We start from the raw sequence: 26718 nt of genomic DNA, 5'->3' as shown, positions 1-26718 counted from the left end.
TATAGTCACCTTTTCGTTTAATATTCAATCATTTATGAAAAACTATATTTGTCTGTATCGCATTCACAATGAAAATATTTCATCAAAACAGATTAGCTGTTGTCTTAAAGGAGCTTCGAATTAAAAATGTAACCCTTGCCAAAGGGTTAGGCGTAACTACAGGTATGGTTTCGAGGTGGTGTTCAAATATTAGTCAGCCTACATTACCCAGGCTATATGAGATTTCAGAGTTCTTAAGAGTTGATCAAAGAGATTTATTAACCTCTACAATTTGGCCGAGAGATCAGCTATCTCCTGCCGAAAAACTGCAAAAAGAAGAAAAGGAAGCTAAAAAAATTGTAAGAAAGAAGAAAAAATAATTTTGAAACTACCTCTGACATTCGACATAGATTCTCTGTCCATAGATCAGCAGAAAAAACTTTACGAATACCTTAAAGAAAAGTTTGAATCTACTCAGGCAGATTTTAAAATAAACATTACCCTTTCACATGAGCTAATTGAGAAAGACATTAAAACACTTCGGTTATCTAAGAAATTAGACTCCATATTACGCACAGCCAATATTAGCACTTTAGGTAGTCTATGTATTAAAAGCAGGTCAGACTTATTAGAAATAAAAGCTGTTGGTAATCGCTCAGTTCTGGAAATAGAATCTGCGCTTAATGAATGGGGACTGAAATTAGCTGAATAGAAAGGAATAACCTTTGGGCAACGTGGGTTATCTTACTGCAAAAGGTAATCGGTAACACTACTTTCCAGGATATCCAGTTAGGGGTTGATACTATATAGTAAGGGTAGGCAATTAGAGAGATTTCCGTATTTTCAGCTACAATATACTTAACTATAATTTACAGATTAAATTAGCTCAATGAATGCGTCTTGACTGGCACTAGCATCAGAAATATATTGCCAGTATGAGATTGGAAAATTAACCGACCTAGCTATTCGAGTCAAGTAATCATTTTCATCCGCCGGCAAAGCTGTTGGTGCCACAATTACTAATTTTTCAATTTTTATGTTGGGATACCAACAGGCATAGTCTAGCAATTGCCCAATAGCCGCCCGGATATTGGGCCTACAAAAGAGAGAAGTCTTAACCTCCATTATCGTTATTCTTTTATTGCTATGCAAAAGGACTACATCAGCTATGTTATTGCCGAAAGCTGTTTTCTCAACAGACAGATTATTTTTATTTTTTGAAAATTTAGGTGCCAAGTAATCTTCAAGCGCCTTGGTTATTTCAGAATGTTTTCGCTCAATAACAATGGATGCTCCTGTATGCGTACGTTCGTATTTTTCACTTGATGAGGCAATCCCTGGAACAAAGGAAAAGCCATTTGAAGGCACAATACTACCAATTGTTACTTGTAGTTCAGTGTCAACTTTATAGGGAACAAATCGCCTGAAATTAGGCCCTTTAAGCACTGGAGCCGGCAACATGGACTCAAAGAGCTCCTGCCCCGAAATTTTGAAACGAACATTAGGTACTAGAGGCATTTCGGATAGAATACCAGGATCAGCACCGACTTGGTTTAATTCTTTGACTACTTCATCTTCATACCTATTAAATAGATTTTTGGCTTTATTTAATAATAAGTCGTTATTTTGTATTATTTCCAAATTCTGAATTTTTCCAACTAAGAAATATTCCCGCGATTGCTGGTTAATCGTAAACAAATGTGCGGTTTGAATTATGCTAACCGTATTTGGAAGATCCTGAACTCCACGGATAAAACCATACTGGTAGCCGTCCAAATGATAACGAGCATTAAAAAGCCATTCTTCACCACCAAATCCCGCCTGATTTTCAAATGCAATATTCCTGTTACCTTGGTTAGATTTTTTCCATTTATGGCTAATCGGCCTTTGCCACCCATTAGTGTTCCATGTCAATCGAAAAAGCCGATTTACAGATTGCGTATCATCTCTCAGCGCTATTTTTCTGTCTTCAACTTGGAATAACTGCTGGTAATTGTTCACCCGAGCGCTTATTTGACTAGGCCCAGGAGGTTGATTATCTTTCTTCCTTAGCCATAGACTATTTTCTCTAATAATACTTGCTATTTCAGTGGGTTTCAAAGAGCGGCCAACTGACCGAATAACCTCAGCAATTACTTCATGCAGATTTGGTTGTACCATAGAAATATGATTTTTAATGCGCCAAATTCAGAGACAAATAAACTCCATCCGCGGTTTCATGCCAGATAACTCTAAATCTTTGAACCTGCTTAATGTTCATTAATAATTATTTCTATTTACTAATTGCTGCAATTACGAACAAAGAGGCCAATACAAGAAGTAAACCATTTGCATTGTGGTTTTCTACAGAAGTAATATGAATAGGAAGATTTGTATTTTCAGTGCGCTGAATAAATTCTGGAGAAATTAGGGCAAAAGGTACTGTTTGGAAACCATCATAATAAAAAACCTCTGGCTGTTGATCTACATTTCTGTTTTTCAATACGGAACCAACATAAGGGAATAATTTATGAACTGGTAAGATGGCAGTTTGTGAAGTTTTATTTTGCAAGAGTTGTACTGTGTCGAGTAATGCAATTGTAAACTTCCCGCCTGAGCCTGATGGGGCTTCGTATGCTGGTTTATTATGAGCAGTGGCATGAACAATAATTTTTCCAGCTGGCGATTGAAGGATACATTGATTAAACCATGCCCTTGCTTCTGAATATCCAGTAGCATAATCGCACTTTTCCTCAGGCCATTTAATTCCTCCTATTGTAGCTCCCCGTTCGAGCGTTCTGCAAGCATCGATCATCACAAGTTGTCTCTGGCTGTTATTTAAAAGATCTAGGTCGCATAAATTTCCTTCTGAAAGACAAATCATTCTTTGGCCTATGGTACTCGTATAACCATGACCTGAAAAGTAGACAAAAAGATAATCAGCAGTACTTTCCCTTACCACCTGGAGCACTTTGGTAGCAGCTGGATTTTTAAGAATAGTAATTTCATGGTCCAAAAAGCTACCACCATTTGGCGATATCAAAAATCTTCTTATTTCAGCAATATCCTTTTCAACACCTTCCAGATAGGAACCGCTAGTTGTCTGGGAATGTATAAGTATTGCCTTTCTTATTGGGATGTACATGGCAGTTTGTTTCCTGTAATTTACTGAAAATCAATTGACTCTTTACAAAGTAAAAGACAACTTTCACTTTTAGGTTCCCGTTAGGATTTGATCGCATATAAATATCTGATTATAAACCATTTGCAGCTTATATTTATGTAATTTAGTTTATGGCAATATTTGACAAGCCCCAAATAGATCAGTCCTCAATAAATTCTACCGAAAGTGAAAATGCGCTGCTTGCAATACTTTCAGAAAAAAATGGATTTATTACAAGGAAGGAGATCCCTGACAAGGGGTGTGATTTTATGTGCGAATTGATTGAGGATAAGGGGGCCACCGGACAGAAATTCCCTATTCAATTAAAAAGTATTACAAATATTAAGTTAGTTGATAATGAAAAGTACATTTCATATCCTATACTAACCTCTCGAATAGGTTATATAATTGGCCACTTACCAACAACTGGGATAATTGTCTTTTTTGATGTCCAGACTGGTTTGCTTTATTATGATACTGTAGACGCTATTTATGATAGAATAATGTCCGAGAAGAAGTCTGATGATTGGACAAATAATGGCCATGTTTCAATTAAAATTCCTATTGATTCCAGGTTAACAAGGGAGACTGCTAGTGAATTGCATCAAAACTTTCTTAATCGCTTTAATCAAGCGACAAAAATGCAAATTGCCAATGGCAAAAAATACAATCTGCCAACGATTAATCTATCGCAAGAATTTCAATTCGACTTCAATAATATTGAACACTTAAAGCTGTTGTTAAAGCAGCATGGATTCGAATTATTAGGTAACTATGATTTAGATATTATTCATAAAACTATTGCTAAGTTAACCAATGACGAGATCAATTCAGATAAAGGGATTCTGATTTTGGCAGCAATTACTTTTTGTGAAATAGGTAAACAGTTGGAGTCAGATCTGGCTATTAGAAGACTTAAATATCAGTTTGATCTTACTGATGAAGAGAGTGTAATGATAGAGCATGTTGGATATAAGAATCAAGTTCTACTTGGTTTGATCGACCAAAATACGTTTCGGGAAAAATTATTATTACTCAAAGAAAAATCAAAAGGAGATAATATCACAATTGATATAAATATTCTTAAGTACACTTTAATGGATATTTCAACTGGTTCTCAATTTGAAGAAGCTAAGATTACATTAAAGAGAATATTTTCTTCAATAAATGAAAGTTCCAATTCGGTAATCAGAAAATATTTATACACTGTATGGAATGCAGAAAATGAATCTATGCTTAGTCTGCATGAGCTTTCCAATAACTTAGCATTAATTAAGGTTAAGGCGAGTTTAGAAAGAAATATGTCGCCAGATCAACAACGAGAATTCCTGAATAGTTTTTTAACAGATGAACTTCGATTTCTTAATCGATTAAACGAGATATATCAAAAAGCTGTTGAACTAGATAATAAGCATATTCAAGCGGTTTCCTTAACCGCTCTCACTACTCATTGTGTGCAAAGAGCGATAATCAACTTAACTCAAGGACCTGTCAATATCATATTTATTGAATCGCAGTTTACTCGAGTGGCGGATGTTGCATATAAGGCATATAAGCTTTATATTGATCTAGGGTTATTAGCTGATGCCCATTTTTGCATAACCAACGCAATAGAAATATTAGATGCGAACAAATTTATTTTCAAATCAGACGTTGATGCGAATGCTGATTTCTTCATTTCTATAAAAAACGAACTTGAAAAAAGGCTAATGATACCAAGCTCAAGGCTTGTAATTAGAGAGATTATTGAAGAGAGAAAAAAAATGGAGAATGAAAAGGATATTTTTCCTCCAATGTATTCATTAAAAGACAGGACTGATAAGGAGCTTGAACTTTATGCAGGAATGATGTTGCAGTCTCTCGATGTCCCTTCAGAGCGAATGGCAAACATAATGGAAGAATTAAAGGCTATCAGGCAATTTTATAATCGATGCAATGATTTTAGTTTTGTTATACTTCTTAATAAACATAATGATTACAAACTCCCAGTAAGATTTATTTTAAGAAATGTGAAGACTTTAAAAGACACCCACGATAGTGCTGATATGGATGAATTATTAAAAGCAATTGGGTTAAAAGACTTTCTAAAGGAATGTGAGACTCTACAGGTTGGCGCTGCATCGTCCGAATTTAAACTTCCTTATTCCGGGGCTAAAGCATTACTTATAACGTACCAAATTAATTAATTCTTTAACTTGTGTTTTACATGACGTGTATTTTCCAGATTTTGATTTCCCAATAACAATACCATTACCTGGCATTGGAATAATTGATCCTATCTGAAAGAAACAATTATATTATTTGACAAACCCTTCTTTGTCAATTAAAAGAACATCCCCATTTTTGAATTGTAAAATTTCAACTAAATGACTTCATTTTTTGCCAATCAACTCATTCAGATCAATTAATGTGAATCCTTTCGGCATAGGAACATTTTTTAGTTTTTATCCTGTGCGCAAATAAGAATAACAGAGACTCCTACCAGTTTTTGTTCCTTGTCTTTTTTTTTCATTAAAGTTACTTTTAGAATAGAACGAATTATTTCCAAAAAGTACCTAGTTGTAGGTTGAGAGTAATATCGCTACAAAAAGCACATCCCCTTCCCCGGCACCCCCACATCATGCTGGAATGCATTCGCCCCCGTAAACGGCCATCCTTGGTTGCCTGAAAAATAAAAATGAATGATTTTACAGCATTCACCTCTTTCGACGGCTCAAATCCTCCGATATTAAATCCAGTACCCTTTCCTCAACTTTTTCCTTTTAAAACAAAGCATATCTCCCTGCTCTATATCAAAATACAGAACAACTTTATCAATAGCATAATCCGGCAGATACACAATTTCGCATAATAATGCATGCACAATTCTAGGCTTTCCATAAAAGCGAATTAGTTCTTCTATTTCTTCATCAGTCCCACGCTCAATAACCCTGGCAATCACACTTAGATACGTTGCTTGCCAATCGATGTCTTCATACTTCCAATCCCAAAATAATCGTTTATCAAGGTTGGGCTTTGCCACCTTTGACATATTTAAGCTTTCGTTCATTACACAAAAATAAAAATCGTACATAGTTAAGAAAACGCTCTTATTATAACTTCCAATTTAGAAATTTATATAGATTTTCGTTTGCGAATTTCCTGATCATTGATACTATTACCTTTTTTAAGCAATCTGCCAGTAACTTCTGCAAAACTATTCATTTGATTTTTGCCTAGTAAATGCAACTTTTGAAGCTCTAAGATGATTTCCTCAATATGTTTACCTTTCTGCCTGAATAACTGAAATACTTTTAGTTGAGTCATTCCATCATTGGGTATTAATATTGCACGTATTTCGTCCAAATAGTACCTAAGATCCGTTGGCCGGGATGCATTCCTTTTAAATTTAAAATCAAACCGAGCTTCTCCCACTTCCAATGCGACCTTTTTTGTACAAATGAAAAATGGAGTACCTTTTTCGATCTTTTGTCTTAATTCAGGAAAATCAGATTGTTTTATACCCAATGAAGGAAGAACTATATTAACCAGGTAATGGTAATTTTCATCAATAAGTGACATAAACTCGAATTAAAAAGGAAGCAGGGAAAAATCCCCGCTTCAATTTATTTATGAATACACTGTATGGAAGAGGGAGTATCTTAACTAACCTTCTTACCTGGCTTGGTCTCTTTTTGGGGATTATTTTTCTTTGAATCGGCCTTATTAATCAGGGCCTGAGTAGCGGGAGTTACTTTTGTTTCTTCTTTCTTAGGGCTTTCAGAGACGGGGTTAATTTTTGGTCCACTTGACAACACCTGCATTCCTTCGCTAAATCTCAACCTATTTCCTTCCATGTCTTTAGCTAATACAGCACCAATCTTAGGATGAATTTCCAACTTGGCCTTTTGGATTGACCCATCCGGCATTTTAACCTCAACGGTTGGAGGGAAACCATGATTCACGTCATGAATCATTTTCTCCTTCTGTTGTTGAGTCATTTTATGAAGAGGAATTTCGCTTAATTTCCTAATAAGATTGAAATTTGTTGTAGAATTTGCATAAAGCTTTAATTCTCCTACTGCATCTAATTGCAAATATCCCTCGTACGGTTTATTTTCTCCTTTTTTAAAGTAGTCATAACTGACTGGATTACCATTCAATAAGCCCAACATTTTCTCCATGTTTACAAAACGCTGGCTTATCACTTTGAATTCTTGCTCAACCTCAATGGTACCATCCTGGGCTAAAGTTATTCCTTTAGCTTTACTGAAATAGTATTTTGGATCATCCGGGTTAGTTTCACTTTTTGAAAATGTATATTCTGCATTTACTTTCTTCCCTCGAATGGTATCATCAATTGACAATGACCATTCGATAGGATTTTTCATGATATTTTCTTTAATCAGCATATCAAGGCCATCTATGTCAATACCAAGATTTTGATTAAATATATTATTGTAAATGAATTCAAAATTACTTTGTTGTTCTTTATTCATATTTACTAATTTAATTATTCGTTAATTAAAAACTCTTAATGCTTCCTTTTTTGCTTCTTCTACGAGTAGGTTTCTTAGGGGAGTTTTCTTCAGATTTGTCTGTACTTCCTCTTATTCTTTCCAATTCTTTATCGACAAGGTTTTTAATATCATTCTTAATTTGATAGAAGTTTTGCATTTTTGTATTATCATCTACGTTTCTAATTACATCAAAATCCACGAAAGACTGTTCTTCCATTGCAATTGTGTCATGATCATTTATTACTTCACCATATATCGTTTTGAGTTTTATTTTTTGAGACGGTGTATCTGCAACAGCTCCCACGAATTCCCCGGAACTAAGATTTGAAATTTTAGCCGGAGGTATGGCTGATTCAAGATGGAAAGATTTACTAATAGAGGTATCATTGCTATTGATGGAAAGAGATTCGCGTTCCTGCATTATTTTACCTATTCTATCAGAAAGGACTTTTGCAGTATCTCCAAGTACCTGACCTGAAATAATACTCCCGCAAGTATTAACTATTACATCTGCTTGTTCTTTGCCGTAATCTCTTCGTAATTGACTTAAATCTTGGATACCGAGGGTTGTTGCACATAAACGACTTCTTGCAGTAGCAATATGATTATCTATATTGTTCGTATATAATGTAGGAAATTCGTCGAAAACTAAACTGCTCTTTAATTTCCCTTCTTTATTTACAAGCTTCAACATTCGTTCTACATACAAACTAAGTACAGCTCCATAAATTTGTTGCCGTGCTGGATTGTTACCAACTACCACAATTTTAGGCTCATCCGGATTGTTTATATCGAGCGTAAAATCATTTCCACTGAGCACATAATACAGAGAAGGAGAAGCTAATCTCCCCAAGCAAATTTTTGCACTTGCAATCTGTCCTTCAAGCTGTTCTTGGGCGTTATTCAGAAACGCGGAAAAGAAGGGATTGACCAAAACTTCAATTTCTCTTTCCAGGCTTAACACTGGAAACAATCTATCGTAAGGTTCTTGCGAAAGTTCTATTACATGAGGGAGAGTACAATATTTACCGCCTTCATATTTTTTTAAAAACCAAAAAAGAGATGTTGTGAAATTGATTGGGGACTCGACAAAAAAATCACCTTGCTTTTTTTTCCACTCAGGATTTAAAGCTAACATTATAGTTCTGCTACCTTCAGTTGCATCTGCTATATCTATCATTGTCTCCGGTGGAATACAGTTACATCGATGCGTTCTGTTTAAATTATCAAAATTGATAACGTAGAATTTTACAGGATTTTTATACTTATCTATATTTTTTAGTGCATGGTTATATACTAATCTAGCTAGATCAGGAAACTTATAGTCATACACAAAAAGGGTATATCCTTTTGCTAAACTTTGAGTTATAATATGTCGGATAACGAAGTATGTTTTTCCAGAGCCAGGTGTACCACAAACCAATATTGCTCTCATTGGATTAATTAAGTTAATCCAGGATCTTCTGATCTTTCCATTTAGTTTATACTGTGCAGGTAAATTGAAGGAAAATTCATTTTCAATTAATCTTTCTTCTTGTGGGAAGGTTTCTGCCGCATCGTTAAAAATATCTTTCTGAAGCCGATTTTTAATAAATCGACTAATTTTAGTGCCCCCGGTAAGTATCAGGATGTAACCTGTAGAAGTGATAGAAATATAGATTCCCGAAATAATATCAGGCTTGGCATTAATATGCAAAAATAAACTAGAAATGAAGAATAAGAGTAGGCCGCAGGTAATGTAAAGAGTTATTGGTTTAACGGTAAGTTTATCATCTTTCTTTCCTTTTACACCTAAAAGTGAGATAGACAACAAAAAAAGTACAGTTAACTTTTGCTTAGTTTCCCCATCAAGACCAGGCACATTTTGAGTAAACCCATAAACCAATTTATCAACGATTGGCACAGCCAAATTTCTCTCATGGATTGACTGATAGCAGATACAATAAAAATGAATCAGTAATACCAAAATGCTGGTAAACCTGATCAAATCCAAAATCTTGGACAAAGCTTGTATGTTATCACCCGATTGCATATCAGATAATTCAGTTAAAAATTATGATTGTGCTATAGTTGGCTCTTTTTCTTTCTCTTTTTCTTCTTTTTTAGAAATTCCGAAGACAACTCCATTCTGGCACTTTCAGGAGAAAGGAGTACGTCAATAATCTGTGAAGTGATAGTAGGATACGATGTGTTGTGAGTGGGATTAATTCGAATATCGATAGGTGGTCGTATTGAGGTCTTCTGTTGATTTAAAAACTGTTCAGGCTTTAACCTGTTTGTAAATTCAGAAGTGGTAATTCCGAAATGCTTACATGAAAAAACCGCCTTACTAAAATGATCTACAAATCTTATATCTTGGATATTTCCGCCTGCATCTGGCAAAAACTCACAATCAACTTTTTTTGACCTCATCCATGCTAAAAATTGATTTTGGGTAAATGAACCTGGATGAGTAAAAAAGGAGCTCAACACTTGTTCCAGGTATTTTTTCTTATCCTGGAGAAGCAACTGAGATTTCTCAAATTTCTTTTTTAGGGTGGCAAGGGTAGGTTGAGTATAAATTGCACTGGCTTTGATTGGAACACCTTCTCTCTTCTCAAACCGATCTATTTTGGAATAAACCAATCCTTTATATTCATGCATCCGGGAACCTGGCAATCCAGGATCAGCGAATATTCCTTTCTTTTTTAAGATCGCATTGAAATCATCTAAAGTGGTAATATGATATTTAGCAATAACATCTCTGACAGTGTTTGTAATAAATGATTTTGTGTTTTCAGAGCTGTAACTGTATTCTTTTTGATTTTTCATCGATTCTGCCGGAATTAAACCAAATTCATCCTCAATGCCCTTCCTGGCTGGTTCCGATAATCTTTTTGCAAAATTGTGTAAATAGATAGGGCTGCCATCGGGACGGATAGTGGTGGAAACTATGTGCAGGTGGGGAACATTGGTATCGTTATGTAAATACACCAAATATGGTTGATCTTCAAAACCTATACGCTTCATATAATCATAAGCCAATAATTGCAACTTTTCATTTGAAAGTACATCAAAGGGGGAAAAACTTAAAATTATATGTGCGGTGTTCTTTTGAATTTCAGGATTAAATTGAATTATTCTTTCAAACCTTGTGAGTTTTTCAGAAAAATTTAGGTCGGGTATATCGCATGAGAATCTTGACGCAAGAATTAACTCTGCATCTTCTTTCCGTAACTTGTTTTCGTTATAGGAAAGCGCATTTTTTATTGATTCGCCAAAACTCACTCGCGCAACCATTTTTTTCCAAGTTTTGAAATAAGGGACAAAACTTCATCTACTTTGCTTTCAAGCCGCAGATACTCCTTGTAGCCAATTTTTGCGTAAAAGGCTTTTATCTGTGGTTCAGTATATGTGTTGAATAATTTTGCCATTTGGTTAATATTTATACCGATTGCTTTTATTTCTCCTCTTATTGCCGCCAGCTGCTCCATCATCAAATCCATCGATTCATCATGCACAAAAACTTTTATAGGCTTGTTTTCCAGGATATTTCTAATAACAGTACTCATATCAATATTCCTAGAATTTGCCACAACTTGTTTTAATTGCTCAAATCGTTTAGGAGAGATTCTCGCCTGCACCTGTTTTAATGCCTTGTTTTCATCTAGCTTTTTTCTACCCATACTACCCGTTGTTGTATACAACTATACATCTTGCTCCGAGCAAAACGAGGCTCGGTCATCGGCTGTTAAATCCACTATATTATTTATATACCCAAGCTCCTCCCTATATTTCTTTTGGCTAATTCTATCTTCGCCAGCCGTTCCTTTATTTCATGTATCCTTACACTTTCATGAATACCTTTTTTAATCTTATCAATATCTGGCAGCGGTCCGTCCTTTTGAAAGTACTTTTTTCCCAAAAAACCCACTCCCTCAGGTATTCCATTTGATTCTATTTGAATTGAGGTTTGAATAGAATGAATTATCCATTGATCAGGAGCAGTTTTACCTACTATCAGCGAACAATCTGCATCCAATTGCAATTCATCAAAAAAATGGCATAGGATATGCCCATTTTCTATTTGTGGATCTTCCTTTGGATTTCTTTTTAATACAATTGCCTTGCTGAGCATTTCTTCATAATCCATAAATCCCAATTTCTGCAATTGTTCCTCTAGTTTTTTGCTTTCAATCATTTCGAAGCATTTTCATGGTTCAAATTTCGACCTGGTTATTTCGATACTCCGCACTTGGTCCGAAAACACAGAAAGCACTTTTTCATCGGCAAGACTAGGAAATTCTATTTTCAGCTTTGCAACTTCCTTTTCAGTCAATAACCTGCTTCCATTGGTAACATCGTCATGAATTGCCCACCCGTTGGAGAATTTTTTGATATAGTACATAATTTGCCTTTTAGTTCTTTTCACTTTTAGCGGATAACTTCGTAGAATTGGTTTTTGGGGGTATTTTTGAAGGTGTAAGAAGTTTTTTGGGATTAATTGTATCCACACCTATAAAATCCATCAGACCATTAGAAACAAGTTTGGGGAACCTTTTCTTAATAAGTTCCACTTCTGCAGCATCTAATGGCTGATTACTATGATCGTCAGAATCCATTACGGACCATGTATCAGAAAACTTACAGATATAGTACATTACATTAGTTTATTGATTATTACTTGATTCTGTTCTTTAGGGATTGATTCTTCTGTTCGGAGGCAGTCTTTATTTTTGTATCAAGTTCCCGTGCAGCTGTGAGACCTGCTTTCTTCTTCTCCGCTTTCAAATGGATATTGTAGTAGTCCAACGCCGTAATTGCGGAAAAATCTAAATTTCTTTTTCCATTCTTATTCTTTATTGGCAATCGTCTATTGATAAAATCGAGTAATGATCCTTTATCAGAAAGATTCTTCAGGTTTTGATACTTCCATTTCCCTTCCTGGCAAAAGATTCTGATCTTTTCATTTTCGCCTTTTACATAGGTAATTTCATCAACCTTTGTAAAACCTGCTCGTTGTAGTGCGAGAGGAAATACATTAGTCTGGTCAACTTTATGTTGAATTCCTTCAACCTGTTCTTCGGTTAAATATCCAAGCTTATATTTCGGTTTATCACTTTGCATATCGAAAAATGTTTTGGACACAGTTTCATTAGTGAATTGTTTTATCAAACAACCAGGGTTTTTCCTTCCAAACACTCACCACCCATTGGTAAGCCGCACTTTTCCAGTTTTTGAGAAAATTACCAGTTTTGCTTTTCCATTGCTTTTTCTCGTAAAAAAGAAAAAATGTATTTGCTTCAGCTTCTTCAATACCTTTTTGAGAAAAGTAAATTCTTACTTCCTCAACCCTCGGTGGCATGTTTGCTGCAAAACCCACAATTGCTTCCATAAATAATTATTTATAAAAAGTGATCAATCAATGAATATTCACGCTCTTCGTTGTTTCAAAAGTTCAATTACCTTATTTATTTCTTCGGGATCGTAATAAAGAATACCTCCAATGCGGCTAAAGGGTATGGTTCCATTATTTCTAAGCGTTTGCAACGTTCCTGCTGAAACATTTAGCAGTTTTCGCACTTCATAAGTTTTTAGCCATTTTTTGCTTGCTTGACTATTTTTATCAAGAAGGAGATTTTTAAGGGAAAGCATCAAATCAATCTTAAATTCTTCTAGGTCGCCCAAAGTGACTAATTGATCCCTATAGATGTACTTCTCAGGATTAGCCAATATTTTCCCTTTGTTTCTCATTTCTCGATCAATTGAAAAACAAATATGAGGGTGCGAAAATGGAAGATTGTAGAGTGTGACTGTAGTGCGAGAGGAAAATTTATTAAACTATCGGCATGTTATGAGAATAAAAAAAGGTGCCTGGATCGCCAAACACCTTACTCTATTGCTAATATTCGGTATTATTCACAATCCCCGTGTCCTACCTCAGCACGTTTGCCTTGAGGATGAATTGAAATATTGTTTGCTTCTAGCCCGCCGGCTGTTTTCATTTTTCTAGTTGCTTATATAATTCACGGGGGGGGCTCGACGAAGTAGGAATTTGACCTGGAACGTAATTAGGCAATTGTATCCATATCCCATTCCTAAATAAAAGCACTATAGGCATCTCGTGAACATTTAATACCTGATTGAGTGATTAAATCAACGGTAGGAGTATAAACCAGTTTTAACCTGGCGATTTGACGTTCTTGCATAAAACATATTTTTAGTTAGAAAATTAGATCAAACCGTTATCAGAAAATGAGTAATATCCTTCAGGAGAAATAATCAGGTGATCTACCACTTCAATATCCAAAAAACTACCAGCTTCCTTAAGCTTCTTAGTAATCTTAATATCTTGCTCACTTGGAGTTAGATTTCCACTTGGATGATTATGGCAAAGAATAAGCTGATTTGCCGGAGAAACTAATGTAAGAGCGAATACAATTCTTGGATCTACTATAGAACCTGTTACTCCTCCAATGGAAAGGGTATGTATACCTACTACTCTGTTTGCTCTGTTCAGCAGCATCACCTTACACTGCTCTGTCAAATAAATAGTGGCTTCATCCCAACTTTCCAAGAAAATTTTATACGCATCTTTAGATGAAGTTATTTTTTCCCGATCTGAAGGTTTAACTTTTGGCGAATAAGATAATTTAAGCTCTGACACCTGTTTTAGTACTTCTTTCATAAAAATATTTTGGGTGAAGAAATAAAGCACCCAAAACGGGGACTAAGGCGCACTAAGGCCGGGAGCGAGGATTAAATGGCGTGGATTACAAAAGACCAAAACCAAAACAAAAGCCAAAGCAGGAACCTGATGCTGAAAGCACTTACAAATGCGTTTATGCCGCAGCGACCTGGGACGTGTGCGACAGGTCCCGATCTTTGCGGCATAATTCAGCCAAAATATTGATTATTTACTTGGCGTCAATACTTTTCAGCATAATGTAGATGTGGTAGTTGAAGTACCGGAAAAAGGTAAGGCAGTTCAGATGGGCCGGTTCAACCAGGGTGGGGAAATGGAGATTTTCACCAGCGGCCAGGCGGCGTGACTAAACCGATAATAATTATGTCGAAAATTCGACATACCAAGGCATTGCTAAGAAAATAATTGATTATTTTTAATGTATAACGCTCAAATACATATGATGTCCACAAACAGCCCCTTCGTTTTTTTGGATCCCGTTATTCCTCCTTTATTTGCCGGAAGAAAGAAGGAGATGGAATATATTAATAAGGCCCTGTTCCAAACCAGGGAAAGTCTTATAATATATGGCAATGATGCAATAGGAAAAAGCAGTATTCTAAGTACTGTTTATACAGAAATGAAAAAACGAAATAATTCTAAAATATTTCCTGTTCGCATAAATGCATTTGATTTTGTCAAAGCAGTTGAAACAAATTTCTTGGGAATGGTTGTTCATCAGATTTGTGCTGAAATATGGACAAAGCTTCTTAAAAAGAATTACTCAGAATTGATAGAGGACACTATGTTAAATGCCAGAGGAGATGTTTTTAACGGCCAGGAGGAAAAGGCAATCAAAAGAGTTTTTAAAATTGTTAGTAATGAAAAATTAACTAGCTCAGGAAAATTAAGTAAAGAACTTGGCGGTCGCTTATTTTTGGAAGGGCGAGTTTCACAAGAAAATGATTTTTCTATTGAAAGGAAGGAATTAGCTCCTTTCGAGTTTTTACATTTATTAGATGAACTTAATTCGATCATTCAGTCATATGGTTTTGATTCGATCTTGATTCTGTGTGATGAATTAAATCATTTTCCAGAAAAAACTAATACGGACATCTTAAGAAATTATTTTAGTATTTTTCTTTCAAGTAAGATTCAATTTGCCATTATTGCAGTAAATCCCGAGGTTGCAAAAAGGGAGGAAGCAAAGAAATTAATAGAATCATTTAACTGTCGGTTAGAAATTGGGACTTTTTCAGCCCATACTGATGTAGATGAATTGCTAGCTAACTCCTATACTTTAGCGGATGGAAGTTTTCTTTTTGAAAATGGAGCCAGTGAATTACTCTTTACGCTGGCAGATGCCCACCCATGGTGGATCCAAAAAATTTGTGATGCTTCATTCAATCGAATTGCAGGGAAGGATCATGTAATTAGTCATAAAATAATTGAATCTGCCTTTAAAGATTTTTCCGAAGAAATAAAAATTTATAAGAGCCGGATTTCAGCAGGACTTCCTTTTCGAAAGTATAATTTAATATAGAATGGTTATCATATGAGTATAATTAGGGTTGACTTATCGATAATCATCAATTGATGCTAGGAGCTTTAAAAGCAGGTCTGCTAAGGAAGGATTACATGTTATAACAGTGTTTGTAATGAAAAAAATTTATGTGGCGCATGCTGATGATCATAATCTATTTATTAGAGGAGTAAAAACTGTTTTAAAACCATTTGAGGAAATCGAAATTGTAATTACTGCCAATAATGGCAAAGAACTTCTAATTGCTCTTGAAAAATCAATCTATATTGATATAGTATTACTAGATATACAAATGCCGATTCTGGATGGTATTGCTTTATTGCCTATTTTAAGAGAAAATTACCCCAAAATAAAAATCATAATGCTCACGATGCACAATGATTTAAGTATAATAAAGAAATGTCAAGATTATGGAGTAGCCGGTTATTTAACGAAAAATGCCTCTGTGTCGGATATAGTATTAGCAATTGTTGCAGTGATGGAAGGTCAATTTTTCTTTCCTGACACTTTACGAATAGATTATTTGTATTGACCTGTTTGATTGAAGAGATTACAGCAAATCGACATAACGAAATTGGGCGAAGTAATAAGAGAATACAGAGGAAAACTAAAGCGGCCCGAAAGCCGCCTTTAATATAGCTAATTTACGATTGATCTTCTACTGTCGCCTTAGGAGCGTTTTCTTTTACAGAGGCAATCCCATTATTCCTGCCAGATTCGGAATCATAAATCTCGCTGGTTCCTATAACCTGACCGTTGGTCGCTTTAAGGTTAAAATACAGCTTACCGTTAGTTGCCGTTTTTTTCTCATATTTAGAATCATCCTGGGAATTCTTTCGGACAGATTCTATTCCATTATCACAATTTTGCCGAGTTGTATACCCTTCGCTGGTGAGAATGACTTCTCCGTTTCCTGCTTTTAAATTGAACTGAAATTCCCCGTTAGTACGTTTCTTAATGACAAATTTTCCCATAGTTTATTGATTTGATGACCTTAAATATATTTAATAATTCGAATAAGCCTTCGGTTTAGAGCTTGAAAATGCACCCTTCTCGGTCAATTCTAAAGCGTTTATGCCATAGCGTCCTGGGACGTGTGCGACAGTCCCCGGCCTTTGCGGCATAATCCAGTCAATGCTATTTATGCTGCGATTGACCTTGCATATGCCTTTTCGAGAAGTTCAGCAAAGTTTCCAGAAACAATTTTTGCCCCTTTCTTGGTAAACAGTATTTGTTCAAGTTTCTGCATGTTAATGGAAATATTCCTCTGTGAAATTTGGGCGTAGATCTGGGTTGTCCGAATACTCTTATGCCCCAGAAGTTTGCTTACAATTTCCAATGGAACACCGTGATCTAAACAGATTGTAGTAGCAAAAGTGTGGCGGGCAACATGCGTAGATAGGTTGAATTTAATTTCACAGATATCTGCTATTTCCTTTAAATACCCATTGTAATTCTGGTAACTTTTTACTGGAAGCAGCTTGTTGTTAGCAATACAATAGGGATCATTTAAATACTTATCAACAATAGCAGCTGGAATTGGTAGTAAAGGAAGGCATTCTGGATTCTTTGTCTTTTTGCGGTTAATTCTGATCCATCGTTTTCCGTCAATTCCGACAAAAATATCATTAGGAGTTAAATTCAGCACTTCCTGGAAAGCGAATCCTGTAAAGCAGGCAAATAGGAAAATATTACGCACATGATCAAGCCTTTCAATTAACTTCTTTTTGAAAATAGTTGCAATTTCCAATAGAGAAAGATACTTCCGTTCTGGTTGGTCATAGGCGATTCTAACACCCCTCCACGGGCTTTTATTGATCCACTCATTATTTTCTGCAATTGTGAGTATTTCCCGGGCATTCTTTAAATATTTCGCCGCCGTATTTTCTTGAAGCTTATCCTGTGTCAATAGGAAGTGCTGGAAATCTTCCGCAATGGAGAATTTTACTACAGAAAGGGGAATATCCCATTTTTTGAATTTGAACTGCAAAAAGAGGCGAATCTTTCTTTTGGTCGTCCTCCAGCGGCGTAAAGTAGTGTCCGATCTTAGACCTTGCTTGACCAAAGCCGCAAATTTGCTATACTTATAATTACATGCCTTACAAAAGGTCATTTCTGCAACTTGCGGGGTAGGGTTAGCAGTATCAGGCCCTTTAAATTCATTCTTATAAGCTGCTTTTAGCATGGCCGCAGTGACATAATCGTGTTGGGCAGATAAAATCAGTTCAAGTTCTTGCAGCCTTGCTTTCGCTCTGGTAATAATTTTGTTGATTCTGATTGAATCCGGGCCATTAGCTTTCTGGGCGGCCTGATCCCAATGCTCATCCAGTACTTTTATACCCAACGACATTTCTTTCCTTGGCCCATTTAAGGTTATTCGCGCATAAATAGGCGCTTTCCTGTCCTTAGTTTGTTCAGATTTCTCCCGAAGAAAAAGAATAGATAGTTGTTCACTAACTCGCATACAATAGTTTTTGCGTTGATTAAATGCGGCTAAACGATTCTGCAAGTAAGTTGCGAGGGTAGGATAAATGTACTGAGGAAAGATACCTACCCGAATACCTACCCTCGGGAATTGAAATGAATTGAAAAGTCTTGATATAGAAAGTTAGACCAGAAGCGGGTTTTCATTTTGTATAATGAAAAAAGCGTCCGATTTGGACGCTTTCTGTGATCCCGCTGGGACTCGAACCCAGGACCCATACATTAAAAGTGTATTGCTCTACCAACTGAGCTACGGAATCTTACCCATGATCCTCTTCCAGAGAATCGAATCAGGCTGCAAATGTAAGGCTCAAAACAAAACAACACAAATGTTATTGCAATTTTTTTCTCTCACACTTCAGCTAAATGTATTTTATATTCCTCTGTCGAGGAATTTCCCAGGCACTTCATACTTTCCATTCACGCTGCCAATCACTACGCGTTCCAATGGCAACACATGATAAATGCGGCTCGCAGGAATGATCACCAGGTCATACCAGCCTGTTGCAACTTTTTTCCGGAAGAACCATTTTGTTTCGTTCGCTCTTACCAGCCCTTCATGATTTTCGTAAGAATCATTTGTAACGATGTCAACCGGCGTCAGCAGTCTTTCTCCGGAGAATGGAATGATATCATCCCATGAAACGCTGCTTCCCATATGAGTGATACCACCTGCAATCACAATACCTGCAGCATTGCCGCCCATCCGGACCAATTTGTTGAAGTAACCGGAATTTCCATACATGCCGCCACCACCGGCGTGCAATCGGTAATCGATAAGCTGCCAGTTCCCGTTGGAATATCTGAAAGCCCATACATCGCACCAACCCGAAAAAGGAGCGCCTCCGCTTTCACCGCGATTGGTAAAAACTGCAAAACTGTACAGGCTGTTATCCTGTTGCAGGTACAGCACGGTATCCAATGCCCGGTTAACCACTTCCGTTACATCGTTGCCCATTTCTATTTTCAGGGGAACGGTATCATATACAGGTTTGGTCAATTTCTCAATTGTTTCCGGCAACAAGACTGTTTCACCAGCTGACGATGGGATCTCCGTAGAATACAGCAGATCGATCTCGCGGACCACCTTCCGTTTGAACTCAGGCAACGATTTTTCGTTTTCCAGTTTTTCAAGGAACCACCTGACTATTCCGGCAGCAGTGGAATTACCGTAGCGTTCCAGAAAAAGCAGGTATTCCTTCCTGTTATCCGGCAGCAGGCTGCTGATATCATCGATCCCGGAAAATGAAGGCGTATTGTCTTCTCCCAACAGGTAATCACGCAGATAACGCTGGTAATGTTCTCTCGCTTCAATCCAGAACACACTATTGGGAAAATTGGTTAGGAATCTTTCCCAGCTCAATACCCTAACCCCTACCATTTCCAGCGGAATGATGATGCCTGCATCCGCGCTGTACAGAACAGTATCTTCATCAGCCCTGATTTGTAAGTACTGCCGGTAATCTGCCGGAAGGGATGATTGAAAGATACCGGTATAAAAGCGGGGAACAGTTCGCAGGTCAGTCATGCCCTCACCTATTGGCCAGGGTTCAAGTCCGGCAGTGGCCAGCAGATCCACCCGTGACTGTATCGTTACAGGCAGTACTATTTCTTTCTTCCTTTCATCGTAATAGTTCACGTATTCATCCAGCCAGTTGCCTTCATTCTTTGTTATGCCGGTGATCACCGTATCCATGAACAAGACAAGCGACTGGTATAATTGAACAGCAACTGAATGGCTGATACCCGGAAGCTGCTTTTTGATCGCCTCCCTCCTGTTGATAAGATTGGTCACATAATGCTCAGTGCTCAACTCAGGCATTTCCGGTTCCTTTCCCGCAACAGATTCTACGCGGGCAGAATCGCCGGATGAATTGTTTTGAGAGGTTCGGGACTCATTATTACAGGCAAGGAATACAGAAAAAAGAGTAAAATGAATGAGGATGTTTTTACCAGGATGCAGGATGCTGTTTTTCATTGGGGGCTTTAATGGATTAAATGGCGATGAAGATAATGAAAGAACCTTTACTGTTCATTTATTACTGGCTGGCCGGAAATGATCATTAAAAGACATAAGTTTACAGGATGCAGCACGGAAAGCAATATTCTTTCAAGGCAATCATCGATATTATCGGCATCAATCCATTTGTGCCGGTACCTGAAAAGGTCCTCACCGCCATTTTCAAACAGGCTGGAAAAGGCCGTAGCCCTATTCCTGTAAAGGGCAGCATCAACAATCATCCATACAAACAGAACCTCGTGCGGCACCTGGGTGTGTGGCGCCTTTACATCAACACCACGATGCTTAAAAAATCGCCTGAAAGGATCGGGGAACGGATCAGTATCGATATCACATTCGATCCTGAACCACGCACCATCAAAACGCCTCCCGCTTTCACAAAAGCGCTGAAAGCCAACAAAGATGCCGCAAAGGTTTATAAACAGTTGAACAACTCCACGCAAAAGGAAATCATAAAATACCTGGCGAAACTGAAAACACCGGAAAGCCTCGAAAAGAATATCAGCAGGGCCATCAGGTTCCTGCTCGGAGAAGAAAGGTTCATAGGCAGGGAGAAACCCGGACACTAATAATGCCAGTCCCAAAATTCAAGTATATTTGATCAGCAACAATGCTCCCCTATTTTTCGCACACGTAGGAACAACATTTCTGAAACCGCCCGGTCACCCTGATAGTTTTTAGCTATTGAAGTATAGAATTAATCGATAACAACTATAATTCTGAAATCATACTTTTATGCCCTGCACCAGTTACCGGTGCTTCCAAATTCATTCAATACCATAAACTGATAAAAATGGAAAAAGAAAATAAAGACCTCAGCAAATGCCCTTTTCATAATGGCAGCCTGAAGCCGAACGTTGGTGGCGGCGGGACCAGGAACCGCGACTGGTGGCCCAATCAGATCAAGCTGAACATCCTTCGTCAGCACTCTACAAAATCAGATCCGATGGATGAAGATTTCAATTATGCTGAAGCCTTCAAAACCCTCGACCTTGAAGCAGTAAAAAAAGACCTGCATGCACTCATGACCGATTCGCAGGATTGGTGGCCCGCAGACTTTGGGCATTACGGTCCTCTCTTCATCCGTATGGCCTGGCATAGCGCCGGCACCTACCGCGTCTTCGATGGCCGTGGCGGCGCAGGTTCCGGTCAGCAAAGATTTGCTCCTCTCAATAGCTGGCCCGATAATGTGAGCCTCGATAAGGCGCGCAGACTCTTGTGGCCCATCAAACAGAAATATGGCAATAAGATATCCTGGGCAGACCTGCTGATCCTTACGGGGAACGTAGCACTGGAATCGATGGGCTTTAAGACATTCGGTTTTGCCGGTGGCCGCCCTGATGTTTGGGAACCGGATGAAGATGTATACTGGGGATCCGAACAAACATGGCTTGGTGGCGATATCCGCTACGCACATGGCTCTCCCGGTGCTGTGGAAGGGCATGGAGTAGTATCCTCCGATGATGATGCCGATGGTCATATTCATGGACGCAACCTGGAAAAACCACTCGCTGCTGTGCAGATGGGACTGATCTATGTGAACCCTGAAGGGCCTGATGGCAATCCCGATCCCATTGCAGCAGCTAAGGATATCCGTGACACTTTCGGAAGAATGGCGATGAATGATGAAGAAACAGTGGCATTGATCGCAGGCGGTCACAGCTTCGGCAAAACCCATGGCGCTGCACCTGCAACTCATGTTGGCAAAGAGCCGGAAGCGGCAGGACTGGAAGCACAGGGCCTCGGATGGAGCAACAGTTTTGGTTCCGGAAAAGGTGCTGACACCATCACCAGCGGCCTCGAAGTTACCTGGACCACCACGCCGACCAAATGGAGCAATAACTTCTTTGAGAATCTCTTCAACTTCGAATACGAGCTCACCAAAAGCCCGGCCGGTGCGCATCAGTGGGTGGCAAAGAATGCAGGCGATATTATTCCCGACGCTTTCGATAGTTCCAAAAGACATCGTCCAACCATGCTCACCACCGATCTCTCACTGAGATTCGATCCCGTGTATGAAAAAATATCCAGGCATTTCCTGGAGAACCCTGATGCATTTGCAGATGCATTCGCACGCGCCTGGTTCAAGCTCACGCACCGCGATATGGGGCCCCGCGCTCGTTATCTCGGGCCGGATGTTCCATCTGAAGTCCTGATCTGGCAGGACCCGCTTCCTGAAGTTGATCATCCGCTGATCGACAACAACGATATCGCATCACTCAAAGCAAAAATCCTTACTTCAGGATTGAGCGTATCCGAAATCGTATCCACCGCATGGGCTTCCGCTTCCACTTTCCGTGGCTCCGATAAACGCGGCGGCGCCAACGGTGCGCGCATCCGTCTCGCTCCGCAAAAATACTGGCAGGTAAACAATCCTTCACAACTGCAGAAAGTACTCACAGCGCTGGAAGGCATTCAGAAAGAATTTAACGCTACCGGAAAAAAAGTATCACTGGCAGACCTGATCGTTCTTGCAGGTTGCGCAGGCGTTGAAAAAGCAGCAAAAGATGCAGGACATTCTATCACTGTTCCGTTTACTCCCGGCCGTACGGATGCCACGCAGGAACAGACAGACGTTGAGTCTATCGGTTACCTGGAACCGTTAGCAGATGGGTTCCGAAACTACCGCAAACACAGATCGCATGTATCCACCGAAGAATGGCTGGTAGACAAAGCACAGTTACTCACACTTACAGCTCCCGAGTTGACGGTACTTGTTGGTGGCTTGCGCGTATTGAATACCAATTTCGACGGGTCCAAACATGGCGTATTCACTTCCCGCCCCGGACAACTCACCAACGATTTCTTCATCAACCTGCTGGACATGAGCACTGCATGGAAAGCAGCATCGCCAGACCAGGAACTCTATGAGGGCACCGACCGCAAGTCAGGCGCAGCCAAATGGACTGCCACCCGCGCGGATCTCGTTTTCGGTTCCAATGCAGAACTGCGCGCCATTGCTGAGGTATATGGAAGTGCAGACGGAAAGGATAAATTCGTGAGGGACTTTGTTGCAGCCTGGAGCAAGGTAATGAACCTGGACAGATTCGATATTCAGTAATAGGAAATAGCAAATATAAAAAGGCGCGGAACTCCGCGCCTTTACTGTTTTATACTTTCCTATGATTTGATCCAGGCCAGCAGGTCCTTGTTGATCGTTTCATGTTCCGTGGTTGGCATGCCATGCGGGAAGCCGGGATAAGAGATGAGCTTACCGTTCTTCGCCAATTTGGCCGACTTAGGCGCAGAATTCGAATAAGGAACGATCTGATCGTCTTCTCCGTGCATCACCAGCACAGGAATGTCCACACCTTTCAGGTCTTCCGTAAAATCCGTTTCAGAAAATGCCTTGATACAATCATAATGTGCTTTGATTGACCCCATCATACCCTGCCTCCACCAATTGTCGCGGATACCCTGTGAAACCTTTGCCCCTGGCCGGTTATAACCATAGAACGGGATCGTCAGGTCCTGGTAAAACTGCTGGCGTTGATTAGCCGTATTGTTCCTGATATCATCGAAAACGGAAATATCAACGCCATCGGGATTGGCGGCGGATTTCACCATTACAGGCGGTACGGCGCTGATCAGCACGGCTCTTGCGATTCGCCCCTTGCCGAATTTGTTTGCATACCGGATCACTTCTCCGCCACCGGTAGAATGCCCCACATGGATCGCATCTTTGAGATCAAGCGCTTTAACCAGCTCTGCAACATCAGATGCGTAGGTGTCCATTTCATGTCCGTTCGGTGTTTGAGTTGATCTTCCGTGACCTCTCCTGTCGTGCGCTATCACCCTGAAACCGTTTTCCAGGAAGAAGAACATTTGCGCATCCCAGTCGTCAGACGACAATGGCCAGCCATGATGGAAAACGATCGGTTGACCGGTTCCCCAATCTTTGTAGAAAATCTCTGTTCCATCTTTTACTTTGATCTTGCTCATTTGATTAGTTTTTTGAGTTATGACTATGGTTGAATAAGTCGTTTCACATAGCAAGACGAAGCAGTTGTTTATATTGGAGGACGGATAAAAATGCACATAAATTTTCCCGTTGTATCACAGGAATCAATACAGGACTGAATTATGGCTTGCAGGGATAAATTTTCAGCGTTTATGAGAAGGGGACAATGAAGGTAAAAAAAGAGAACGATATAAATGGAATATTTTTTTTCTACCTTCTATGACCAGCAGGTCCTATACTTTCTATTTTACCATAACGTCTGCGGGTATGCGACCGTTTCCCAGTTCATTCACCGATTGAAGCGTGGTGGCAGCGATCTGGTCCAGGGCCTCAGCCGTGAAAAACGCCTGATGACCTGTTACCAGTACATTGGGAAAGCTCATCAGTCGCTGGATCAAATCATCAGGAATGATCTCGGCAGAAAGGTCCTTGAAGAATAGTTTCTCTTCCTGCTCGTATACGTCTATCGCCAGGTTGCCGATTTGGCCGGTTTTCAATGCTTCTATGGCATCCCTGGTATCGATCAATGCACCACGACTTGTATTCACTATCGTCACACCTTTTTTCATTTGTGCAATAGTTCCCGCATTGATGAAATGATGATTATCCGGCGTCAGCGGGCAATGCAGGGAAATGATATCCGATCTTTTCAGGAGTTCTTCAAGTGAAGTAAATTCAATATCCGGCATCAACTTTGGGTCAGCATAAGGATCATAAGCAATGACGGAACAACCAAAACCATTCATGATATGACAGAAAGCCTGTCCAATTTTTCCGACGCCGATCACTCCAACCGTTTTTCCATACAGGTTGAAGCCAAGCAGACCGTTCAGGGAGAAATTCTGTTCACGTACCCGGTTATAAGCTTTGTGTATTTTTCTATTTAGTGTAAGCAACATCGCTACAGCATGTTCTGCAACAGCCTGGGGAGAATAAGCAGGAACACGGCACACATGAATGCCTGCTTCCTGTGCAGCTTTGAGGTCAACATTATTGAATCCTGCACAACGCAGCGCAATGATCTTTACTCCTTTTGCCGCCAGTACTTCTATCACTTCCCTGGTGAGGCGGTCATTTACGAAAACACAAACAGCAGTAGTACCTGGTTCAATGGCATTCACAATATGCGGATCCAGATTGGCTTCCAGGAATTGCAGATCGAAATTGAAAGCTGCATTGTGCTTGTTGAAGAATTGTATATCATATGGTTTGGCGGAAAAGAAAAGGATTTTCATACAATGAATATACTACAATAATAACATTGCAAATCTCCGGTTCAACGACATACGGGCTGTTCACATTTTCATTACATTATTCCTGTATTTCCCCTTCCAGCCAGACCTTTTTCAATTCCAGTTCTTCATTCAGCATCACCAGGTTCGCTTTGGCGTCTTTCCGGATCCTGCCTATATCCGTTGCCCCCATTACCTCCGCAGGGTACAAACTGGCCATCCGCAGCGCCTCATCCAGCGTCACGGCTCCGTACCTCACCGCATTGCGCACACCTTCCACCATCGTAATACAGGAACCCGACAAAGTTCCATCGGGCAATGTATAGCGGTCTGGTTTACGCACATGCATATAAGGCCCCTGCAATACTTCCTGTACTGCATCGGTAATGAAGAACAATCTTCGTCCCATCATTTGCTTCGCAATTTTGAATGCCTGCCAGTCTACATGCACCCCATCGGGAATGATGCTGGCATAAGCATGGTCCGAAAGGAAAGCTGCTCCGGGCAGTCCGGTATCACGGTGATGCAGCGGGCTCATGGCATTGAAAAGATGGGTAACAGTACGGATGCCGTTTGCAAATCCATGCATCGCCTGGGAGAAAGTAGCATTACTATGACCAGCAGAAATAATCACACCATGATCAGACAGTAAACGAAGCACTTCATCACTGGTCACTTCCGGCGCCAGCGTCATCATCTTCAGCGTACCGCCGGCATCGCCAAGCAAAGCATTCACTTCCTGCGCCGTTGGCCTCCGGATAAGACCTTCAATATGCGCACCGCGTTTCTGCGGATTGAAATACGGCCCTTCCAGGTGAATGCCTGCCAATGCGGGATGAGGATTTTGCTGAACGATCTCAAAACTTTTGAGATAGATATCCATCTCATTGGTGGCGAAGGTGAGCATATACGTAGTGGTGCCGCTGCGAACGATCGCATTGGTCACTGCCTGCAACGCTGCCCCGGAAGGTTCATTGCTGAAGAGATAACCACCCGCTCCATAGATCTGGAGATCGATGAAACCCGGACTGATCAGGTGGCCGGAAGCATCGATAACAGAGGTATCTGCGGGAACTGCATCCGGACTAACGATATCGAGTATACGCTCATTACTGATGAGCAGGCTCTGCTCCTGCAAAACCTGCTCGCCGGTAAAGATAGTTGCATTGTTGATTGCTGTGATCATTCATTTCA

General features: G+C 39.4%; 26 protein-coding genes and 1 tRNA gene. 7 read left to right on the top strand and 20 right to left on the bottom strand.

The window, feature by feature from the left end; genetic code table 11:
* The first annotated feature begins 68 nt into the window (after positions 1-68).
* Together D9Y29_RS10780 and D9Y29_RS10775 are read left to right on the top strand one after the other, a co-directional pair.
* Complete coding sequence (locus tag D9Y29_RS10780; protein WP_127127892.1) at positions 69-359, top strand: helix-turn-helix domain-containing protein; 291 nt, start codon at positions 69-71, stop codon at positions 357-359.
* Positions 360-361: 2 nt separating this feature from the next.
* Positions 362-691, top strand: a complete 330-nt coding sequence (locus tag D9Y29_RS10775) for a DNA-directed RNA polymerase subunit alpha C-terminal domain-containing protein (protein ID WP_164735358.1) — start codon at positions 362-364, stop codon at positions 689-691.
* A 164-nt stretch (positions 692-855) separates the two neighbouring features.
* On the opposite strand, the gene D9Y29_RS10770 is transcribed toward D9Y29_RS10775, so the two are convergent.
* Both D9Y29_RS10770 and D9Y29_RS10765 read right to left on the bottom strand, forming a co-directional pair.
* Positions 856-2139 (bottom strand): hypothetical protein, encoded by a 1284-nt coding sequence (locus tag D9Y29_RS10770; RefSeq protein WP_127127888.1) that lies wholly within the window; start codon positions 2137-2139, stop codon positions 856-858.
* A 112-nt stretch (positions 2140-2251) separates the two neighbouring features.
* Positions 2252-3103, bottom strand: coding sequence for a caspase family protein (locus D9Y29_RS10765; protein ID WP_127127886.1), 852 nt, complete (start codon positions 3101-3103; stop codon positions 2252-2254).
* Between the two features lie 149 nt (positions 3104-3252).
* On the opposite strand from D9Y29_RS10765, the gene D9Y29_RS10760 reads away from it, so the two are divergent.
* A complete protein-coding gene (locus tag D9Y29_RS10760; protein WP_127127884.1) occupies positions 3253-5307 on the top strand; it encodes a DUF4365 domain-containing protein in 2055 nt (684 codons plus the stop codon).
* Between the two features lie 542 nt (positions 5308-5849).
* Here D9Y29_RS10760 and D9Y29_RS10755 read toward each other — a convergent pair.
* The 11 genes from D9Y29_RS10755 to D9Y29_RS10705 form a co-directional block, all read right to left on the bottom strand.
* Positions 5850-6170 (bottom strand): DUF6922 domain-containing protein, encoded by a 321-nt coding sequence (locus D9Y29_RS10755; RefSeq protein ID WP_127127882.1) that lies wholly within the window; start codon positions 6168-6170, stop codon positions 5850-5852.
* Between the two features lie 65 nt (positions 6171-6235).
* Positions 6236-6682 carry a hypothetical protein gene (locus D9Y29_RS10750; protein ID WP_127127880.1) on the bottom strand — a complete coding sequence of 149 codons (447 nt, stop codon included), beginning with the start codon at positions 6680-6682 and terminating at the stop codon, positions 6236-6238.
* A gap of 80 nt (positions 6683-6762) precedes the next feature.
* Positions 6763-7599 (bottom strand): hypothetical protein, encoded by an 837-nt coding sequence (locus tag D9Y29_RS10745; protein ID WP_127127878.1) that lies wholly within the window; start codon positions 7597-7599, stop codon positions 6763-6765.
* 25 nt (positions 7600-7624) lie between these two features.
* Positions 7625-9652 (bottom strand): conjugal transfer protein MobC, encoded by a 2028-nt coding sequence (gene mobC, locus D9Y29_RS10740; protein ID WP_127127876.1) that lies wholly within the window; start codon positions 9650-9652, stop codon positions 7625-7627.
* A gap of 32 nt (positions 9653-9684) precedes the next feature.
* Complete coding sequence (locus D9Y29_RS10735; protein ID WP_127127874.1) at positions 9685-10899, bottom strand: relaxase/mobilization nuclease domain-containing protein; 1215 nt, start codon at positions 10897-10899, stop codon at positions 9685-9687.
* Entirely contained in the window at positions 10884-11285 is a 402-nt protein-coding gene (locus D9Y29_RS10730; RefSeq protein ID WP_127127872.1) for a plasmid mobilization protein, read from the bottom strand. Before D9Y29_RS10730 ends, D9Y29_RS10735 begins: the two co-directional genes overlap by 16 nt.
* A gap of 83 nt (positions 11286-11368) precedes the next feature.
* Positions 11369-11800 (bottom strand): hypothetical protein, encoded by a 432-nt coding sequence (locus D9Y29_RS10725; RefSeq protein ID WP_127127870.1) that lies wholly within the window; start codon positions 11798-11800, stop codon positions 11369-11371.
* Positions 11801-12279: 479 nt separating this feature from the next.
* Positions 12280-12726 carry a hypothetical protein gene (locus tag D9Y29_RS10720; RefSeq protein WP_127127868.1) on the bottom strand — a complete coding sequence of 149 codons (447 nt, stop codon included), beginning with the start codon at positions 12724-12726 and terminating at the stop codon, positions 12280-12282.
* A gap of 28 nt (positions 12727-12754) precedes the next feature.
* Positions 12755-12994, bottom strand: coding sequence for a hypothetical protein (locus D9Y29_RS10715; protein WP_127127866.1), 240 nt, complete (start codon positions 12992-12994; stop codon positions 12755-12757).
* Positions 12995-13032: 38 nt separating this feature from the next.
* On the bottom strand, positions 13033-13353 hold the full coding sequence (locus tag D9Y29_RS10710; protein WP_127127864.1) for a helix-turn-helix domain-containing protein: 321 nt from the start codon (positions 13351-13353) through the stop codon (positions 13033-13035).
* 478 nt (positions 13354-13831) lie between these two features.
* Positions 13832-14287, bottom strand: coding sequence for a JAB domain-containing protein (locus tag D9Y29_RS10705; protein ID WP_127127862.1), 456 nt, complete (start codon positions 14285-14287; stop codon positions 13832-13834).
* 487 nt (positions 14288-14774) lie between these two features.
* Between D9Y29_RS10705 and D9Y29_RS10700 the strand changes: the two genes are divergently transcribed.
* Together D9Y29_RS10700 and D9Y29_RS10695 are read left to right on the top strand one after the other, a co-directional pair.
* Positions 14775-15827, top strand: coding sequence for a P-loop NTPase fold protein (locus tag D9Y29_RS10700; protein ID WP_127127860.1), 1053 nt, complete (start codon positions 14775-14777; stop codon positions 15825-15827).
* Positions 15828-15942: 115 nt separating this feature from the next.
* Positions 15943-16359, top strand: coding sequence for a response regulator (locus tag D9Y29_RS10695; RefSeq protein ID WP_127127858.1), 417 nt, complete (start codon positions 15943-15945; stop codon positions 16357-16359).
* 112 nt (positions 16360-16471) lie between these two features.
* On the opposite strand, the gene D9Y29_RS10690 is transcribed toward D9Y29_RS10695, so the two are convergent.
* The 4 genes from D9Y29_RS10690 to D9Y29_RS10675 all read right to left on the bottom strand — a co-directional run bounded on the left by D9Y29_RS10690 (position 16472) and on the right by D9Y29_RS10675 (position 20289).
* Positions 16472-16801: a YegP family protein gene (locus tag D9Y29_RS10690; RefSeq protein ID WP_127127856.1), complete on the bottom strand. Its 330-nt coding sequence runs from the start codon at positions 16799-16801 to the stop codon at positions 16472-16474.
* A gap of 167 nt (positions 16802-16968) precedes the next feature.
* Positions 16969-18291 carry a site-specific integrase gene (locus tag D9Y29_RS10685; protein WP_127127854.1) on the bottom strand — a complete coding sequence of 441 codons (1323 nt, stop codon included), beginning with the start codon at positions 18289-18291 and terminating at the stop codon, positions 16969-16971.
* Between the two features lie 207 nt (positions 18292-18498).
* A tRNA-Lys gene (locus D9Y29_RS10680) sits at positions 18499-18571 on the bottom strand.
* Between the two features lie 113 nt (positions 18572-18684).
* A complete protein-coding gene (locus D9Y29_RS10675; RefSeq protein ID WP_127127852.1) occupies positions 18685-20289 on the bottom strand; it encodes a hypothetical protein in 1605 nt (534 codons plus the stop codon).
* A gap of 107 nt (positions 20290-20396) precedes the next feature.
* Here D9Y29_RS10675 and D9Y29_RS10670 point away from each other — a divergent pair, with 107 nt between their 5' ends.
* Together D9Y29_RS10670 and katG are read left to right on the top strand one after the other, a co-directional pair.
* Positions 20397-20900, top strand: coding sequence for a YdeI/OmpD-associated family protein (locus tag D9Y29_RS10670; RefSeq protein WP_127127850.1), 504 nt, complete (start codon positions 20397-20399; stop codon positions 20898-20900).
* A gap of 224 nt (positions 20901-21124) precedes the next feature.
* Positions 21125-23392, top strand: coding sequence for a catalase/peroxidase HPI (katG, locus tag D9Y29_RS10665; protein ID WP_127127848.1), 2268 nt, complete (start codon positions 21125-21127; stop codon positions 23390-23392).
* 59 nt (positions 23393-23451) lie between these two features.
* Here katG and D9Y29_RS10660 read toward each other — a convergent pair whose 3' ends face one another.
* The 3 genes from D9Y29_RS10660 to nagA form a co-directional block, all read right to left on the bottom strand.
* Positions 23452-24273: an alpha/beta fold hydrolase gene (locus tag D9Y29_RS10660; RefSeq protein ID WP_127127846.1), complete on the bottom strand. Its 822-nt coding sequence runs from the start codon at positions 24271-24273 to the stop codon at positions 23452-23454.
* Positions 24274-24534: 261 nt separating this feature from the next.
* A complete protein-coding gene (locus tag D9Y29_RS10655) occupies positions 24535-25527 on the bottom strand; it encodes a 2-hydroxyacid dehydrogenase (protein ID WP_127127844.1) in 993 nt (330 codons plus the stop codon).
* A 76-nt stretch (positions 25528-25603) separates the two neighbouring features.
* Positions 25604-26710 (bottom strand): N-acetylglucosamine-6-phosphate deacetylase, encoded by a 1107-nt coding sequence (nagA, locus tag D9Y29_RS10650; protein ID WP_127127842.1) that lies wholly within the window; start codon positions 26708-26710, stop codon positions 25604-25606.
* Positions 26711-26718 lie beyond the last annotated feature (8 nt).

Source organism: Pseudoflavitalea rhizosphaerae (assembly GCF_003991355.1).
In the GTDB taxonomy this organism is placed as follows: domain Bacteria; phylum Bacteroidota; class Bacteroidia; order Chitinophagales; family Chitinophagaceae; genus Pseudobacter; species Pseudobacter rhizosphaerae.
Note: the sequence above shows the minus strand (reverse complement) of the source record. Positions and strands in the feature narration are given on the sequence as shown.

Bases quoted from the DNA above. Each gene is read 5' to 3' on its own strand.
- D9Y29_RS10755 (WP_127127882.1), bottom strand. From the start codon at position 6,170: ATGAACGAAAGCTTAAATATGTCAAAGGTGGCAAAGCCCAACCTTGAT.
- D9Y29_RS10770 (WP_127127888.1), bottom strand. From the start codon at position 2,139: ATGGTACAACCAAATCTGCATGAAGTAATTGCTGAGGTTATTCGGTCA.
- D9Y29_RS10725 (WP_127127870.1), bottom strand. From the start codon at position 11,800: ATGATTGAAAGCAAAAAACTAGAGGAACAATTGCAGAAATTGGGATTT.
- D9Y29_RS10735 (WP_127127874.1), bottom strand. From the start codon at position 10,899: ATGGTTGCGCGAGTGAGTTTTGGCGAATCAATAAAAAATGCGCTTTCC.
- katG (WP_127127848.1), top strand. From the start codon at position 21,125: ATGGAAAAAGAAAATAAAGACCTCAGCAAATGCCCTTTTCATAATGGC.
- D9Y29_RS10655 (WP_127127844.1), bottom strand. From the start codon at position 25,527: ATGAAAATCCTTTTCTTTTCCGCCAAACCATATGATATACAATTCTTC.
- D9Y29_RS10745 (WP_127127878.1), bottom strand. From the start codon at position 7,599: ATGAATAAAGAACAACAAAGTAATTTTGAATTCATTTACAATAATATA.
- D9Y29_RS10690 (WP_127127856.1), bottom strand. From the start codon at position 16,801: ATGGGAAAATTTGTCATTAAGAAACGTACTAACGGGGAATTTCAGTTC.
- D9Y29_RS10750 (WP_127127880.1), bottom strand. From the start codon at position 6,682: ATGTCACTTATTGATGAAAATTACCATTACCTGGTTAATATAGTTCTT.
- D9Y29_RS10685 (WP_127127854.1), bottom strand. From the start codon at position 18,291: ATGCGAGTTAGTGAACAACTATCTATTCTTTTTCTTCGGGAGAAATCT.
- D9Y29_RS10710 (WP_127127864.1), bottom strand. From the start codon at position 13,353: ATGAGAAACAAAGGGAAAATATTGGCTAATCCTGAGAAGTACATCTAT.
- D9Y29_RS10715 (WP_127127866.1), bottom strand. From the start codon at position 12,994: ATGGAAGCAATTGTGGGTTTTGCAGCAAACATGCCACCGAGGGTTGAG.
- D9Y29_RS10670 (WP_127127850.1), top strand. From the start codon at position 20,397: ATGCAGCACGGAAAGCAATATTCTTTCAAGGCAATCATCGATATTATC.
- D9Y29_RS10765 (WP_127127886.1), bottom strand. From the start codon at position 3,103: ATGTACATCCCAATAAGAAAGGCAATACTTATACATTCCCAGACAACT.
- D9Y29_RS10780 (WP_127127892.1), top strand. From the start codon at position 69: ATGAAAATATTTCATCAAAACAGATTAGCTGTTGTCTTAAAGGAGCTT.
- D9Y29_RS10760 (WP_127127884.1), top strand. From the start codon at position 3,253: ATGGCAATATTTGACAAGCCCCAAATAGATCAGTCCTCAATAAATTCT.
- D9Y29_RS10730 (WP_127127872.1), bottom strand. From the start codon at position 11,285: ATGGGTAGAAAAAAGCTAGATGAAAACAAGGCATTAAAACAGGTGCAG.
- D9Y29_RS10705 (WP_127127862.1), bottom strand. From the start codon at position 14,287: ATGAAAGAAGTACTAAAACAGGTGTCAGAGCTTAAATTATCTTATTCG.
- nagA (WP_127127842.1), bottom strand. From the start codon at position 26,710: ATGATCACAGCAATCAACAATGCAACTATCTTTACCGGCGAGCAGGTT.
- D9Y29_RS10660 (WP_127127846.1), bottom strand. From the start codon at position 24,273: ATGAGCAAGATCAAAGTAAAAGATGGAACAGAGATTTTCTACAAAGAT.
- D9Y29_RS10675 (WP_127127852.1), bottom strand. From the start codon at position 20,289: ATGAAAAACAGCATCCTGCATCCTGGTAAAAACATCCTCATTCATTTT.
- mobC (WP_127127876.1), bottom strand. From the start codon at position 9,652: ATGCAATCGGGTGATAACATACAAGCTTTGTCCAAGATTTTGGATTTG.
- D9Y29_RS10720 (WP_127127868.1), bottom strand. From the start codon at position 12,726: ATGCAAAGTGATAAACCGAAATATAAGCTTGGATATTTAACCGAAGAA.
- D9Y29_RS10695 (WP_127127858.1), top strand. From the start codon at position 15,943: ATGAAAAAAATTTATGTGGCGCATGCTGATGATCATAATCTATTTATT.